We start from the raw sequence: 14,977 nt of genomic DNA, 5'->3' as shown, positions 1-14,977 counted from the left end.
GGAACGTGGTCGACCCGCCGCTCAAACCGCCTTTGGATTGCGTTCCGCGAAGCCTTCCTGATGCCAGTACGGATACGCGGGGCGCACCGTGCTGGCCGCGTCGAGCTTCGCGACCTGCTCCGACGTCAGATTCCAGCCGACCGCGCCGAGGTTCTGCCGCAACTGCTCCTCGTTGCGCGCGCCGATCAGCAGCGTCGCGACGGTCGGCCGTTGCAGCAGCCAGTTCAGCGCGATCTGCGGCACGGTCTTGCCGGTTTCGGCGGCAATTTCGTCGAGCGCATCGAGCACGCGGAACAGATAGTCTTCCGGCACCGGCGGCCCCATGTCGGCGGTCTTGTGCAGACGGCTCGTCTCCGGCAGCGGCTGGCCGCGCTTGAGCTTGCCGGTCAAGCGGCCCCAGCCGAGCGGGCTCCACACCACGGCACCGACGCCCTGGTCGACGCCGAGCGGCATCAGCTCCCACTCGTAGTCCCGCCCGACCAGCGAGTAGTAGGTCTGATTCGCGACATAGCGCGGATAGCCGTAACGGTCGGCGATATCGAGCGACTTCATCAGATGCCAGCCGGAGAAATTCGACACGCCGATATAGCGGATCTTGCCCGCGCGCACGAGGTCGTCGAGCGTGGACAGCACTTCGGGGATCGGCGTTTTCGCGTCGAAGCCGTGCAGTTGGAACAGGTCGATGTAATCGGTTTGCAGACGCTTGAGCGCTGAATCGACCGCCTGGATCAGATGGAAGCGCGACGAGCCGACGCCGTTCGGATCGTCGTCGAAACGAAACGTCGCCTTGGTCGACAGGATCGCCTTGTCGCGCTTGCCCTTCAGCGCCTCGCCGAGCACCGACTCGGACGCGCCCTTCGAATAGATGTCGGCGGTGTCGAACATCGTGACGCCCGCGTCGAAGCAGATGTCGATCAGACGCCGCGCTTCGGCGACGTCGGTCGCGCCCCACGCCTCAAAAAATTCACCCTTGCCGCCGAACGTACCGGTGCCGAGACTCAGCACCGGCACCTTGAAACCCGATGCACCCAGATGTCTGTATTCCATTGAAGAACTCTCCGTGGCATTGCCATCGATGAACGGAGGTTCAGTCTACGCGTGTCCGCCCAAAGGCGTCACGAAGGCGGGGCGCTCAGATCCCCCAATGCATCGCGCACGGCATCGATCACGCCGCCCCAATCGCCGAGCGCCGGTTGACGGAACAGACGTGCGGACGGATACCACGGCGTGTCGCTGCGTTCGAGCAACCAGCGCCAGCAGGTGTCGAAGCGGTTCAGGATCCAGACGGGTTTGTCGAGCGCGCCGGCCAGATGCGCGGTGGACGTGTCGACCGAAATCACCAGATCGAGACTGGCGACGAGCGCGGCGGTATCGGCGAAATCGTGCAGCAGCCCGGTGTAATCGGCGACGCGTTCACCGTAGGCGCTTTCGGCTAATTGCGGCGCGGCCGCGCCCTTCTGCACGCTGAAGAAGCGAACGTTCGGCACCTCGAGGAGCGGCGCGAGTTGCTCGAACGTGAGCGACCGACGCGCGTCGATCTTGCGCAGCTCGGCGATCTGCGCGCGGTTCTCGCCGGCCCAGACGAGGCCGACTTTCAGCGGCCTGATTGCGTCGGCATCCGCGTTGATGTTGCCGTCGTGTTCGATCCGCTCACGCCATTCGCTGACGGCCGCCGGCTGCGCAAAAAGATACGGCGTCGCCGCCGGAATGCTCGCTTCGTTCGTGCCGAACGCAAGCGGCAAGCTCAGCAGCGGGCAATGACAATCGAACGGCGGCAGCGGCTGCCCCGCTTCGATCAACTGATCGACACCATCGAGCGTCGACAGCAATCGCAACAACGCGCCCGGCACTTCGAGCACGACCTTCGCGCCGAGCTTCGCAACGAGCGGCGCATAGCGGCAGAACTGCAACGTGTCGCCCAGGCCCTGCTCCGCATGCAGCAGGATCGTTTTGCCGTCGAGCGGAACATCGCCGAGCCACAACGGCTGCGCGAACGCGCGCCTGCCGGCCTTGATGCGGCTGCGCTCCCAACGCCATTCGTATTCGCGCCAGCCGGTATCGAAGCGACCCATTTGCAGCAGGCACAGCGCCTGGTTCCAGCGCGTTTCGACCGACGCCGGATTCAACGCAAGCGCGCGCTGATAGCTCGACAACGCCTGTTCGCGCTGATTCAGATCGATCTGCGCGAGACCGAGGTTGTTCCATGCATCGACGAAAGCAGGCGCAAGTTCCAGCGCGCGTTGGTAGCAGTGTTGCGCTTCGTGCGGTTGGTTCAGATCGCCGAGCACGTTGCCGCGATTGCTCCATGCATCCGGATAGTTCGGCTGCAACGCGAGCGCCTGGTCGCAGCTATCGAGCGCATCGGCATAGCGGCCGAGATCGCGCAGCACGCATGCGCGATTGTTCCACGCCGGCGCAAACTCCGGCACGAGCGAAAGCGCGCGTTCGTAGCTTGCGAGCGCATCGAGCGGACGGTTCAGCGCCGCCAATGCGTTGCCGCGATTGTTCAACGCATCGGCGAATCTCGGCTGCATCGCGAGCGCCCGCTCGGCACACGCGAGCGCTTCGTCATGACGCTGCAACGCGTTCAGCGCATAGGCGAGATTCGAATGCACGGCCGGCTGTCTCGCGTTGACCACGAGCGCCTTCTTCAGCAGATCGACGCCTTCCTGCAAGCGGCCCGTTCGCAGCGCGAGTTCGCCGAGCCAGCGCAACGCATCGCCATGCTTCGGCTTCAGTTCGAGTATCTCGCGATACATCTCCTCGGCTTCGACGAGCGCGCCGTTCTGCTGGAGCGCGACGGCTTGTCGAAGCAGATGGTCCAACTGTTGCGGCAGACTGGCGTGCTTGCTCATGCGGTACCTGGAATCGGAGGCGCGAAGAATCGTCGGAAGAAGCGCACGATTATCGCCGAAAAGCCCGGGTTCGAAGTACCGCCGCCTGCCGCGTAGCGACGTGACGCCGCTTATTGCGCGGCCACGGACAGATGCTTGCGCTTCGCGAGATCCTGCGCCATCGCATAGTGCTGCTGGATCGTCGGCAGCGCCTGTTTCGCGGCGGCCTTCAACTGCTCGTCACGGCCCGCTGCGATTTCCGCCTGGAAAGCGGACAGCGCCTTCTGTTCACCCGCGAGCGCGACCTGCTCGATGTACACCTTGTCGAAGTCCGCGCCGCGCAGATGGTTGATGCTTGCGAGCACGGCCGCATCGGGATCGTTCTTCGGCACGTCGACACCGCGCGGACTCGCCGCGCGCAACGCGTCGGTGATCTTGGCGTCGTCGCTCGACACGCGCTCGGCGAAGGCCTTCACGTCGCGGTCGGCCGAACGCGCGGTGGCGATACGCGCGGCATCGCGCTGCGTCGCGACGGCTTGCGTGCCGTCCGCGATGAAGGTCTGGTCGGCGGCATGCAGGCGGCCCGTGTCCGTGGACGCGGCGCTCTGCGCGCTGGCCACCGAGGCGGCCGTCAGAAGACCACCGAAGCAGGCAGCGGCGGCGATGCGGGCCAAAGCGACGGAAGGGACGGAAGGCAGGCGGATCATACGTTCTCCTTGAGGTGAAAGCATCTGAAAGCAAAACGACGGACACGTGTGCGCCGCGAACGAAGCGGGCGATGCAAAACGCTGCGGACTGCTTGCGAGCCCAGCGCGACGCCACGCTTTTATCGCTGCCGATTCTAGAAGCCACGCCGTCGGGCAGGTGAAACGCTGCTGTCGCTTCTGTAACCTTAGGTAACCCTCATATGAATGCGCACACGTTTGCCGTATTCGCGTGAATCGCGCGCCGCTCGACGCTGCCACGCAGTGCTGAATTTTTCGCCATCGGCGCCGATAACCAGATACAGGCACGCTCAGCACCGCTCAGCACCGCAATTCTGGAGAACGATTCCGATGGCAGACGACCACCGTGCCAATCACGAGCGCCACACCGAACGCAGCAACCTGACGAGCTCCAACAAGTTCGAGCTGCTGCTATACCGCCTCGGCCACGTGCCGGGCAGCGACGCGCACGAGTTGTATGGGATCAACGTGTTCAAGGTGCGCGAAATCTCGACGATGCCGACCGTCACGCCGATCGCCGGATCGTCGCCTTACGTGATGGGCGCGGTCGACATTCGCGGGCAGATCATCCCCGTGATCGATCTGCCGCGGTTGATGGGCTGCGAGCCGACGCGCGGCCTGAACATCCTGCTGGTCACCGAATTCGCGCGTTCGACGCAGGCCTTCGCGGTCGAGGAAGTCGACGACATCGTGCGACTCGAATGGAACCAGGTGCTGTCGGCCGATGGCTCGGCGGGCGGCAAGCTCGTCACGAGCATCGCGCGCATCGACGGCAATACCGGCGACTCGCGGCTCGCGCAGGTGATCGACGTCGAGCAGGTGTTGCGCGACGTATTCCCGTCGCAGCATCCGAGCGTCGATCCGGCCTCGGTCGGCCAGGCGCTCGGCATCCGCCGCGGCGCGAAGATCCTCGCCGCCGACGACTCCGGCTTCGCGCGCAAGCTGATCGAACAGGCGCTCACCGCGATCGGCGCTGACTACATCATGACGAAGACCGGCGAGGAAGCGTGGCAGACGCTGCAGCAGGTCGCGCGCGAAGCGCAGAAAAACGGCGCGCGCGCGAAAGACACCATCGCGCTCGTATTGACCGATCTGGAGATGCCGGAGATGGACGGCTTCATGCTGACGCGCCAGATCAAGGCCGATGAACGCACGCGCGATATTCCGGTGATCATTCACTCGTCGCTGACGGGCGCGGCCAATGAGGCGCATGTGAAGAACGCAGGCGCCAACGGCTATGTCGCGAAGTTCGCGGCGAGCGAGCTCGCCGATGCGATCCGTGATGCGCTGGGTGCCGCGCCGGCGAAGGCGGCGGCGGCTTGAGGTCTGGGGTGTCGAGCAGTGAATCGGGTCGCCGCGCTCAACGATGCGCCGCAAGCTCGATCGAGAAGTCCATCCGGCCGATCTCGACGCCCATCGTGTTGAGCCGCTGCGGCGCATGAAAGCCGTCGAGCGCCGCGCGTTGTTCAGGCGTACCGATATCGAGCACGGCGAGCAACTCGGCGGTGACCGCGTAGAGCACGGCGGGATTGCCGTCCTCGATCTTCAGCGCGATGCCTAGCGCGCCCTTCGCGCCGAGCCGCGCGGTCTGCCGCGATGCGCGTACGCCGATCGCATAGCTGCCGTCCGCGCCGACCTTGCCGACCAGCGCGCCATCGAAAGCCCGCATCAGCAGCGTACAGAAGCGCCCCTCCCCGCCGACCAGTTCCGGGTACGACGTCATCGCGCGATAGATGCGCGCGAGCGCGGCCGCGCGCGGCGTCGTCGCGGCGGCTTCGGTTTCCTGTTGATCCTGCGCCGCCGCGAGCTTCGCGAACAGACGTGCGAGCCGGTCGAGCGCAAACGCCGGCGTCGGCAGATTGCAGCCGTCGATCGCCCATTGCACGCCCTCGTCGGGCAGATCGCAGACGCTCGCGACCGTCTGCTTCACACGCACCTGCAACGGATGCCCCGGCAGCTCATAGCCGGCGAGCGCCGCGCCGATCGAACGCGCGCCGGCCAGCATGCCCGCGTGCTTGCCCGAACAGTTGCTGCATACGCCGGTGGGCGTAAAGCCCCGCCGGAGCCAGTCGACGTACACCGCATCCGATAACGGCGGATGGCCGCCGCAACGCAGATCGGCCTCGCTCGCCTGCGCTTTCGCGAGCATGCCGCGCGTGCGTTCGATATGACGCGGCTCGCTGCTGTGCGATGCGCACATCAGCGCGAGATCGGCTTCGTCGAAACCGCAACGCTCGAGCGCGCCGGTTTCGAGCACCGCCAGCGCCTGGGCCGGCTTCGCGGCGGAACGCGCGAGCGTCATGCGCGCGGCGTCGCCGAACGAATACAGCAGACGACCGTCCGCATCGACGACCGCGACGTGCGCGAGATGCGTGTTCTCGACGGATTCGCCACGATAGATCGTCGCCGCGACCGGCGCGGCGGGGTGCAGTTCGGACTGGCTCATGTGGTTCGTCTCCTCGTGTCATGGATCGGGCGATGGCGCCCAGGCCCTGGCAATCAGGCGCTCGCCGCGAGCGCCTCTTCGCGCTCGAGCGTGCGCGTGTGCCGCAGTTCGGGAAAGAACCGCATCCACAACAGCGCGATCGCGATCGTCGCGACACCGCCGACCAGCACCGCCGGCTGCGCGCCCCACCATCCCGCGGTCAGGCCCGATTCGAACTCGCCCAATTGATTCGACGTCCCGATGAACAACGAATTGACCGCGCTGACGCGGCCGAGCATTTCATCGGGCGTGCGCAATTGCACGAGCGACAGCCGCACCACCACGCTGATCGTGTCCGACGCGCCGAGCACCATCAGCGCGAACAACGACACGAGGAACTGATGCGACAGCCCGAACACGATCGTCGCGATGCCGAACGCGATCACGCCGCCGAACATCGCCGCGCCGGGCCGGTTGCGCAATGGAAAATGCGCGAGCCAGATCGTGCCCGCGAGCGCGCCGATCGCCGTGCCCGAGCGCAACAGGCCGAGACCGAGCGGGCCCGCGTGCAGCACGTCGCGCGCGAAGATCGGCAGCAACGCGGTCGCGCCGCCGAACAGTACCGCGAACAGATCGAGCGACAGCGCGCCGAGAATCACCGGCTCGCGACGAATGAACGCGATGCCCGAAAAGATCGATTCGAGCGTGACGGGCGCGCGGCTCGCCGGCTTCATCTGCAACGGAATGCTCCACACCGACGCGGCCGCCGCCGCGAACGTCAGCATGCACGCGAGATACGCGGCACCGGGACCGATGCCGTACAGCAGACCACCGAGCGCGGGCCCGGCGATCTGCGCGGTCTGATTGGCGGACGTCGCCCACGCGGTCGCCTTCGGCAGATAGCCGCGCGGCACCACGGCCGGCAGCAGCGACGCCACGGCCGGCGATTCGAACGCGCGCGACGCGCCGACGCAGGCAGCCAGCACGTAGATCACCGGCGCGCTGATCCAGCCGCCGAAGGTGCCGATCGCGAACAGCAATGCAGCGACACTTTCGAGGCTCTGGCAGACGGCGGCGATGCGGCGGCGATCGTAACGATCGGCGACATGGCCGACGACGAGCGTCAGCAGGAACATCGGCAGAAACTGCGCGAGACCGACGAGGCCAAGGGCGAACGCGCTATGCGTGAGCGCGTAGACATGCCAGCCCATCGCGACCGCGAGCATCTGGAACGACAGCGACGACAGGATGCGGGTGCACCAGAAACGCTGGAACGGCGGGTGTTTCGGCAGGCTGAAATGCGGGGAATCGGCGGGATCGATGGAGGCTGGGGGCATCGGTTGTTGCTCGTGACGGGGCGCATCGGGGCGTGGCTTGGGCGGGCGCTAGTTTAGAGCAAGACCGGAGGGCATGCACAAAGGAGGCTGGCACGAGCGGCGTGATGGCGGGCGGCCCGTGCCGGGGCGGGCGCGCTCGAACGCATGCTTTGGGCGCAGGCGGGTCGTCAACCCGGGTGACTGTGCGCGCGAGACGCGGACAAAAGTTTTCGACATGCACCTTCCGCGAACTTGCCGAAGCAGGCCGCCTTCGCCTGCTTCGGCGCCACGCATGACTCAGGGCCGCAACGGCCGGCCTTCCGCGCGGCCGAAGTCGACGAAGTGATCGACCGGGTCGACGCCCGCCGCGGCAACGTCGGGATTCGCTTCGAGGTAAAGCTTCGGATCGAAACCGTCAGGCAGTTGGGCAAGCCGCGCCTTGCGTTGAAACGATTCGGCGCTGCTCAACGGGCGACCTTCGAATCGACCGTAGTAGATGTAGTGCTGCAATGCATTGCCGCCGCTCGCGGCGACGTCCGGATTGGCCTCGAGGTACGCCTCGCCGTCGAAGTCGACGATTGGCGTCAGGCTCGACGGCATGCCGGTCAGGTCGTGATAGCACAAACAGCCATCCGCGAAAAAATGGCAAACCAGTGCCTTGCGACTCACGTGCTCCGGATCGCGCATCTTGCTGCCGCCGTGCAGCAGGTTCGCATGCCACAACAGCACATCGCCCTTTTTCGGGTAGAAATGCTTTGGGCCGGATGAACGTTCAGCGATGAGCTTCTGAATCGCGGGTTCGTAGATGTCGTGATAAGCGGAATACCCGCAACCGAACGGCATGCCCAATTCAGTCGACATCAGATACGGCAGCTTGTGCGTGCCGGGGTGATAAACGAGCGGCCCGGAGTCGGGATGAATATCCTCGAAGGCGATCCAGTTCGCGACCAGATACCCGTTCGGATAGGTCGACATGTGAATCGAATCGGAATGCTCGAGTTGCTCGCTGCTCTTGTGACCGCCGATCGTCTGGAACGGCGCCGATTTCGCGCCCAGCAGCAGACTCACGATCTCGTTCATGCGCGCGTCGAACAGCATCTCGCGAACAGCCGGCACGTTGAAATGCGGATTCAGCGTGCGCCCAGGCAGCGTATCGCCTTCGAAAAGCGGCTCGGGCGGCGGCCGCAGCGTGCCGTCGGCAATCGCGTTTTCGTAGGCTTGCCACGTCGCATCGAGCTGTTCCGTCTTGAAGAAACCCTCAATGATCAGGTAGCCGTCGCTCACCCATTTGCGGCACCATTCGGCCTGCTGCTCGCTGATTACGCCTTGGGACAACAGCTCGGCAACCCGCTCCAGCGCATCCGGTCGATCGAGCCAGGGAACGGGGCCCGCCGCGGGAAATTTTTCGAATTTGAAGACCTGGGTCTGATTGTCGATCGGAACGTCCGCGACGACGGGTTTATCGAAAAAGCGCTGATTCTCGAGAGTATTCATGTTCGGGAAACTTTCCGGGTTCGCGTTTTAGGGTAACTGGCTTGAACACGACGCTGGCTGCGCGGTGTCGATCACTCGAACGAGCGCCCTTCCGCACGGCCATAGCGGATGTAGTGTTCCGCGCCAGAGCTGATGTGCTTGTGCGCAACGGCTTCTGCTACGTCGGGGTTGCGCTGAAGATACTGCGCATCGTTGAAATGCGGAATACGAGCAGCGTAAAGAAGAATCGACGGGCCGGCCGGATGTTGTTCGCGATCGTCCACGCCGACGATCACCGTCATACCCAGTGCGTCGAGGACCGTCATCAGGCTTTCACGGGTCATCCAGTTGGCTTGCGGAGCAGTCCCGCCGATGAATTTTACGTTGTTGATGCTGTCGAGATAACTATGTCGGTGGAGATGCACTTCGCGTCCGCGAAACGCCGAGACGGTTGGCGTCGGATCGACGTGCCTTTGCAGGTTCGCATTCGTCCGCGCGACTTCGGCATCGTAATAGTGCGTCCAGAGGCAGATCGAATCTGACGCATATGCCATATCTTCCAGTAGCGATACCGGATCCATCATGTGATAGAGCACACCGCTTGCAAGAATCAGATCGAATCGCTGATCGCGCTTTTTCAGCAATTCTCTGAAATCGCCATACATGAATTCGGCATTGAACTTCAATGCATTCTGCACGAGCAGGCATTTGAGAAAGGACTTCGAATTCGCCTCGATAGCAAGGACACGTGAGGCGCCGGCTTTGGCCATCATGAAAGTATGGCCGCCTTCCATGGGTCCGAGTTCGAGCACGCTTTTTCCGGAAAAGCCGCCGCACATGATCTCGAACCAGTGGAGACGCCCATCGTCGAAATGGGGCGCCATACCTAAACCGTAGCCCGGCACATCGGACACCCATGTGCCATCGAAAAGATTGAAAGCCAAAGTGTGGCCTGGCTCTTCTGTTGCATACAGATCCAGTTCAGTTCCTTTCAATTTGGCGCCTCGATTGATCGTCAAGTTTGCCGATTATGGTGCATCAGCGCGCCGCATGTCACGCGACGGGTGTTAAATCGAACGCGCGTCCGCATCAATGGGCATGATTGGGCATCGGTCGCGCTCGCCGCCCGCTTCGCGGTGCGTATATTTATGCTTGATGTATCGATGTGAACTGCCGGGCTGTTTGCGGCTATGATTGTGCCCCGTGGGCAGCCGCCCGGCTGGCGGCACGCCGGCCCACTCCCCACCGGCCAGCCACACCGTCTAACACTCGAACTACCGGAGGGCATCGAATGGTACTGGGGTGGCTCGTCCTACTTCCGTTCATGGCCGCGGCGCTCATTGCGCTCACGAGGCCGCGCGCCGCCGCGCTCTGCACCTGGATCGCGTTCGCGACGGCGCTGTTCGGCTGCGCGCTGCTGCTGAGCGAGCGCGTGGGCATGGGCGACCACGACGTGCTGCAATGGCGCCATGAGTGGATGCCCGACATCGGCCTCGCGCTGTCGCTGCGCCTCGATGGCCTCTCGTTCATGTTCGCGTTGCTCGTACTCGCGATCGGCCTGCTCGTCTTCATCTACGCACGCTACTACCTCGCCGGCAGCGATTCGTTGCCGCGTCTGTACCTGCTGCTACTGCTCTTCATGGGCGCGATGCTCGGCATTGTGCTGTCGAACAACCTGCTGCTGCTCGTCATCTTCTGGGAACTGACGAGCCTCGTCTCGTTCCTGCTGATCGGCTTCTGGCCATCGCGGCCCGACGCGAGGCGCGGCGCACGCATGGCGCTCACCATCACCGGCGCGGGCGGTCTCGCGCTGCTTGCGGCCGTGCTGTTGCTCGGCCACGTATGCGGCAGCTACGAGCTGAACGACGTGCTCGCCCAGCATGACAAGGTGCAGCACGATCCGCTCTACCCGGCCATTCTGCTGCTCACGCTGTTCGCGGCGTTCACGAAGTCGGCGCAGTTTCCTTTTCACTTCTGGCTACCGCACGCGATGTCGGCGCCCACACCCGTGTCGGCCTATCTGCATTCGGCGACGATGGTGAAGGCCGGCGTGTTCCTGCTCGCGCGTCTCTATCCGGTCCTCGAAGGTACCCACCTGTGGGCTTACACGGCGACAGTGGCCGGGCTCGTCACGCTGGTGGGCGGCGCGGGGATGGCGTTGTTGCAGCGCGATCTGAAGGGCCTGCTCGCCTATTCGACCATCAGCCATCTCGGCCTGATCGTGCTGCTGTTCGGCCTCGACACGCAGCTCTCGACTGTCGCCGCGCTCTTTCACACGGTCAACCACGCGGTGTTCAAGGCGTCGCTCTTCATGGCCGCGGGCATCGTCGATCACGAAACCGGCACGCGCGATCTGGGCCGTCTGCGCGGCCTGCGCAGGTACATGCCGCATACGGCCGTGCTCGCGAGCGTCGCGTCGCTGTCGATGGCCGGCGTGCCGCTGCTCAACGGTTTTCTCTCGAAGGAAATGTTCTTCGGCGAAACACTCGCGCAAAGGATGTTCGGGCCGCTGAACCTCGCCGTGCCGGTCATCGCGATCGTGGCGGCGGCGCTCTCCGTGGCGTACTCGCTACGTTTCGTCTGGGGCGTGTTTTTCGACGGCGAGACGCCGCGCGATCTGCCGCACTATCCGCCGCACGAGGCGCCGCGCTTCATGCGGCTGCCGGTCGAGATTCTCGTGGCGCTGTGCCTGCTGATCGGCCTGTTCCCGCAGCAAAGCATCGGCAGGCTGCTCGAGTCGGCCGCGTGGGTCACGCTCGGCGGCAAGCTACCCGACTACAGCCTGAGCCTGTGGCACGGCGTCAATACGCCGCTCGTGATGAGCGCGGTGTCGTTCGCGGCGGGTGCGGCGCTCTTTTTCCTGCGCCGCAATGCGTTCCGCCACCGTCGCACGGCGCTCACCGAGTTGAACGCGAGCGAAATCTTCGACCGCTTCGTGCAGCGTCTCGAACAGTGCGCCGGCGTGATCGTGCGCTTGTTCGAGACGCGCTCGCTGCCGGCCTACCTCGCATGGATGATCGCGGCGATGCTGATCGTGCCGGGCGTGGCGCTCGTCGCGCTCGACACCTGGAGCGGCAGCCACACGCGCCTGCCGCCCGATCCGTTCACGCTGGGCGGCCTCGTGCTGATGGCGTTGCTCGCCGTCGGCGTGGTGTGCGTGCGTGCGCGCACCCTTTACGCGCTCGTGATGCTGAGCACCTGCGGCCTGCTCGTGTCGCTCGCCTTCGTGCGCTTCTCCGCGCCCGATCTCGCGCTCACGCAGATCTCCGTCGAACTGGTCACGATCCTGCTGCTCGTGCTGGCCGTCTATTTCCTGCCCGCGCTGCAACGCGCCGTCGAGCCGCTCCCGGTCCGGCTGCGCAACGGCGTGCTCGCGCTCGCGGGCGGCGCGCTGCTCGGCGCCGTGTCGTACAGGATCATGACGAGCGCGCCGCTGCCAGGCATCGCTCCGTACTTCCTCGCGAATGCGCTGCCCGGCAGCGGCGGCCACAACGTCGTCAACGTGATCCTCGTGGATTTCCGCGGCTTCGATACGATGGTCGAAATCAGCGTGCTCGTGGTCGCGGGGCTCGCCGTCAAGGCGCTGCTGCGCGGGCTGCGCCTGAAGTCGCCCGATGCGGGGCCGGATGGCCGGCCATGGTCGTCGCAATCGCATCCGCTGATGCTCGCGATCCTCGCGCGGCTGATGCTGCCGCTCACCGTGCTCGTCGCCGTGTTCGTGTTCCTGCGCGGCCACAACCTGCCCGGTGGCGGCTTCATCGCGTCGCTGATCCTCTCGATCGCGTTGTTGCTGCAGTACGTCGCGAGCGGGGTGCTGTGGACCGAGTCGCGCATCCACCTCAACTACCGCGCGCTTGCGGGCTTCGGCATTCTGATCGCCGCGGCCACGGGGCTCGGCAGTCTCGCGTTCGGCCAGCCGTTTTTGACCAGTGCGTTCGGGCACCTGCACGTGCCGCTGATCGGCGAGATCGAACTGTCCACGGCGATGCTGTTCGATCTCGGCGTAACGGGCGCGGTGGTCGGCACGACGCTCACGATCGTCTCGCACCTCGGCGTACGCGACAAGGACATGCAGTCCGTGGAGAAAAGCTGATGGAAGCCGCCTTTGCCATCGCGATCGGCGTGCTTTGCGCGTGCGGCATCTACCTGCTGCTGTGCGCGCGCGTGTTGCCGGTGATTCTCGGCATCACGCTGTTCTCGTATGCGATCAACCTGTTCCTGCTCGGCATGGGCCGGCTTGCGATCGGCAAGCCAGCGGTCATCGCGGCGGGGGCGCAATACGTCGATCCGGTGCCGCAAGCGCTCGTGCTGACGGCCATCGTGATCGGCTTCGCAATGACGGCCTTCACCGTGGTGCTCGCGCTGCGCTCGTTTTCGATCACGGGCAACGATCACGTCAATGACGAGGAGACGCGCGGCGAATGAACCACGTTCTCCTGCTCCCGATCCTGATTCCGCTCTTTTCCGCGGGCGTCATCGTCGTGCTGCCGCCGCGCGCGAAACGCCTGCAACGCGCGCTGAACGCGCTCGCCATCATCGCGCTGCTGCCCGTCGCGTGCCTGCTGATGGCGCGCGCCGCGCAAGGCGAGATCGCCAGCTACGCGCTCGGCGCATGGCCCGCGCCGTTCGGCATCGTGCTGGAACTCGACCGGCTCGGCGCGCTGATGCTGGTGCTCACCGCCGTGCTGGCGGTCTGCTGCCTGCTCGGCACCTCGAGCGAGGACGCGAGGCGCGGCCGCTATTTCCGTGCGCTGGTCCAGTTCGAGCTGATGGGCCTGAACGGCGCCTTCCTCGCGGGCGATCTCTTCAACCTGTTCGTGTTCTTCGAGCTGCTGCTGATCGCGTCGTACGCGCTGCTGCTGCATGGTGGCGGCGCGCGACGGGTGCGCAACGGGCTGCACTATCTGTTGATGAACCTCGTCGGTTCGTCGTTCTTTCTGGTCGCGATCGGCGTGCTCTACGGCGTCACGGGCACGCTCAACATGGCCGACATGGGCGAACGTCTGGCGCGTCTCGGGCCGGAGTCGCTGCCGCTCGCGCAGTTCGCGGGCGCGACGCTGATGCTCGTGTTCGGCCTCAAGGCCGCCGTGTTTCCGATGTCGTTCTGGTTGCCACAGGCCTACCGCAGCGCCATCGGCCCGGTGGCCGCGCTGTTCGCGATCATGACCAAGGTCGGCATCTATGCGATGCTGCGCTGCGACGCGCTCGTGTTCGGCGCGGCGGGCGGCGTGCTCGATGCGTTCATGCATCAGTGGGCGTGGTGGCTCGCGATCGCGACGATCGTGTTCGGCGCCTTGGGCGCGTTGGCGGTGTCGAGTCTCAAGACCACGACGGGCTATCTCGTGCTGGTTTCGGTGGGTCTGCTGATCGCGGCGATCGCACTACAGACGCCGCTTGCATGGAGCGCGCTGCTCTACTACCTGATCAGCACGACGCTCTGCACTGGCGCGCTGTTCCTGCTCGCCGACACGCTCGAACCCGAGCAAGCCCCGACCCCGCACGCCGCCCATGCCGCCGTTTCCGCCGATGCCAATTCGATCGAGCCCGGCTCGCTCGAAGCGCTCGACGACGCGGCCGCGGCGGCCATCTCGCCCGACCCGGACGGCGAAGCGGTGGCGACGCTGGCGCGGGTGCAGCCGCTGCAGGTCGAGACGGCCGGCGCGCTCGCCGTGCTGGTCGGGGAACCGGCTCGCACCGAAGCCGAAGCTACGGTCGAAGCGGTCCCGCGCACGCATGCACCGTGGCCGTCGAACCTCGCCGCGCTGCTCTATCTGATCGCCGCGGTGGGCGCCGCGGGCCTGCCGCCGCTGTCCGGGTTCCTCGGCAAGGCGATGGTGCTGGCCGCCACGCCGCTCGGCGCGGCAGTCGTGCTGTGGCCGGCCGTACTGCTGTCGAGCCTGCTCTCGATCGTCGCGCTGAGCCGCACGGGCACGCGCCTGATGTGGGCCGCGCCGGCCGCGCGCGCCGCCGCCGGCAAAGAGGAGCGCGCACCGCGTGGCAGTAATGCGAAGCTCGCCGCCTGCGCGATCCTGCTCGGCTGCGTCGTGGCCATCACGCTCGGCGCGGGCGCGGTGCGGCACTATCTCACCGATACGGCGACACAGCTATTCGATCGCGCCGCCTACGTGCACGCGATCCTGCCCGCGGCGCGCTCCTCGCCACCAGCGGCCGCCGCGACCACGGCCGACGCACAGGGGAACTGAC

General features: G+C 65.5%; 11 protein-coding genes. 4 read left to right on the top strand and 7 right to left on the bottom strand.

All coding sequences use genetic code 11. The annotated features are described in order from the left end of the window. Window positions 1–21: 21 nt before the first annotated feature. From HDG33_RS20620 to HDG33_RS20610, 3 genes are all read right to left on the bottom strand, one after another. Window positions 22–1,047 carry an aldo/keto reductase gene (locus HDG33_RS20620; protein WP_184032668.1) on the bottom strand — a complete coding sequence of 342 codons (1,026 nt, stop codon included), beginning with the start codon at window positions 1,045–1,047 and terminating at the stop codon, window positions 22–24. Between the two features lie 68 nt (window positions 1,048–1,115). Beyond that, window positions 1,116–2,855 carry a tetratricopeptide repeat protein gene (locus HDG33_RS20615; RefSeq protein WP_184032666.1) on the bottom strand — a complete coding sequence of 580 codons (1,740 nt, stop codon included), beginning with the start codon at window positions 2,853–2,855 and terminating at the stop codon, window positions 1,116–1,118. A 110-nt stretch (window positions 2,856–2,965) separates the two neighbouring features. Further along, complete coding sequence (locus tag HDG33_RS20610; RefSeq protein WP_018418601.1) at window positions 2,966–3,541, bottom strand: DUF4142 domain-containing protein; 576 nt, start codon at window positions 3,539–3,541, stop codon at window positions 2,966–2,968. Window positions 3,542–3,889: 348 nt separating this feature from the next. Between HDG33_RS20610 and HDG33_RS20605 the strand changes: the two genes are divergently transcribed. Beyond that, window positions 3,890–4,882 carry a chemotaxis protein gene (locus HDG33_RS20605; RefSeq protein WP_090803881.1) on the top strand — a complete coding sequence of 331 codons (993 nt, stop codon included), beginning with the start codon at window positions 3,890–3,892 and terminating at the stop codon, window positions 4,880–4,882. Window positions 4,883–4,919: 37 nt separating this feature from the next. Here the strand turns inward: HDG33_RS20605 and HDG33_RS20600 are convergent, their stop codons facing one another. The 4 genes from HDG33_RS20600 to HDG33_RS20585 form a co-directional block, all read right to left on the bottom strand. Continuing rightward, window positions 4,920–6,005: an asparaginase gene (locus tag HDG33_RS20600; RefSeq protein ID WP_184032659.1), complete on the bottom strand. Its 1,086-nt coding sequence runs from the start codon at window positions 6,003–6,005 to the stop codon at window positions 4,920–4,922. Window positions 6,006–6,058: 53 nt separating this feature from the next. Beyond that, the gene (locus HDG33_RS20595) at window positions 6,059–7,321 is read right to left on the bottom strand and encodes an MFS transporter (protein ID WP_184032657.1); all 1,263 of its coding nucleotides are present in this window, start codon (window positions 7,319–7,321) and stop codon (window positions 6,059–6,061) included. Between the two features lie 276 nt (window positions 7,322–7,597). Beyond that, window positions 7,598–8,794, bottom strand: a complete 1,197-nt coding sequence (locus HDG33_RS20590; RefSeq protein WP_184032655.1) for a phytanoyl-CoA dioxygenase family protein — start codon at window positions 8,792–8,794, stop codon at window positions 7,598–7,600. A gap of 71 nt (window positions 8,795–8,865) precedes the next feature. After that, the gene (locus HDG33_RS20585; protein WP_184032645.1) at window positions 8,866–9,768 is read right to left on the bottom strand and encodes a bifunctional 2-polyprenyl-6-hydroxyphenol methylase/3-demethylubiquinol 3-O-methyltransferase UbiG; all 903 of its coding nucleotides are present in this window, start codon (window positions 9,766–9,768) and stop codon (window positions 8,866–8,868) included. A 296-nt stretch (window positions 9,769–10,064) separates the two neighbouring features. Between HDG33_RS20585 and HDG33_RS20580 the strand changes: the two genes are divergently transcribed. The 3 genes from HDG33_RS20580 to HDG33_RS20570 are packed head-to-tail and all read left to right on the top strand — an operon-like array spanning window position 10,065 to window position 14,976. After that, window positions 10,065–12,866: a monovalent cation/H+ antiporter subunit A gene (locus HDG33_RS20580; protein WP_184032640.1), complete on the top strand. Its 2,802-nt coding sequence runs from the start codon at window positions 10,065–10,067 to the stop codon at window positions 12,864–12,866. Next, complete coding sequence (locus HDG33_RS20575) at window positions 12,866–13,198, top strand: Na+/H+ antiporter subunit C (RefSeq protein ID WP_184032638.1); 333 nt, start codon at window positions 12,866–12,868, stop codon at window positions 13,196–13,198. The genes HDG33_RS20580 and HDG33_RS20575 overlap by 1 nt, the downstream gene beginning before the upstream one ends. Further along, window positions 13,195–14,976 (top strand): monovalent cation/H+ antiporter subunit D, encoded by a 1,782-nt coding sequence (locus tag HDG33_RS20570; protein WP_184032636.1) that lies wholly within the window; start codon window positions 13,195–13,197, stop codon window positions 14,974–14,976. Before HDG33_RS20575 ends, HDG33_RS20570 begins: the two co-directional genes overlap by 4 nt. Window position 14,977 lies beyond the last annotated feature (1 nt).

Origin of the sequence: Paraburkholderia sp. Cpub6, from assembly GCF_014201065.1 — a bacterium.
Taxonomy (GTDB): Bacteria; Pseudomonadota; Gammaproteobacteria; order Burkholderiales; family Burkholderiaceae; genus Paraburkholderia; species Paraburkholderia tuberum.
Note: the sequence above shows the minus strand (reverse complement) of the source record. Positions and strands in the feature narration are given on the sequence as shown.

Bases quoted from the DNA above. Each gene is read 5' to 3' on its own strand.
- HDG33_RS20620 (WP_184032668.1), bottom strand. From the start codon at position 1,047: ATGGAATACAGACATCTGGGTGCATCGGGTTTCAAGGTGCCGGTGCTG.
- HDG33_RS20615 (WP_184032666.1), bottom strand. From the start codon at position 2,855: ATGAGCAAGCACGCCAGTCTGCCGCAACAGTTGGACCATCTGCTTCGA.
- HDG33_RS20610 (WP_018418601.1), bottom strand. From the start codon at position 3,541: ATGATCCGCCTGCCTTCCGTCCCTTCCGTCGCTTTGGCCCGCATCGCC.
- HDG33_RS20605 (WP_090803881.1), top strand. From the start codon at position 3,890: ATGGCAGACGACCACCGTGCCAATCACGAGCGCCACACCGAACGCAGC.
- HDG33_RS20600 (WP_184032659.1), bottom strand. From the start codon at position 6,005: ATGAGCCAGTCCGAACTGCACCCCGCCGCGCCGGTCGCGGCGACGATC.
- HDG33_RS20595 (WP_184032657.1), bottom strand. From the start codon at position 7,321: ATGCCCCCAGCCTCCATCGATCCCGCCGATTCCCCGCATTTCAGCCTG.
- HDG33_RS20590 (WP_184032655.1), bottom strand. From the start codon at position 8,794: ATGAATACTCTCGAGAATCAGCGCTTTTTCGATAAACCCGTCGTCGCG.
- HDG33_RS20580 (WP_184032640.1), top strand. From the start codon at position 10,065: ATGGTACTGGGGTGGCTCGTCCTACTTCCGTTCATGGCCGCGGCGCTC.
- HDG33_RS20575 (WP_184032638.1), top strand. From the start codon at position 12,866: ATGGAAGCCGCCTTTGCCATCGCGATCGGCGTGCTTTGCGCGTGCGGC.
- HDG33_RS20570 (WP_184032636.1), top strand. From the start codon at position 13,195: ATGAACCACGTTCTCCTGCTCCCGATCCTGATTCCGCTCTTTTCCGCG.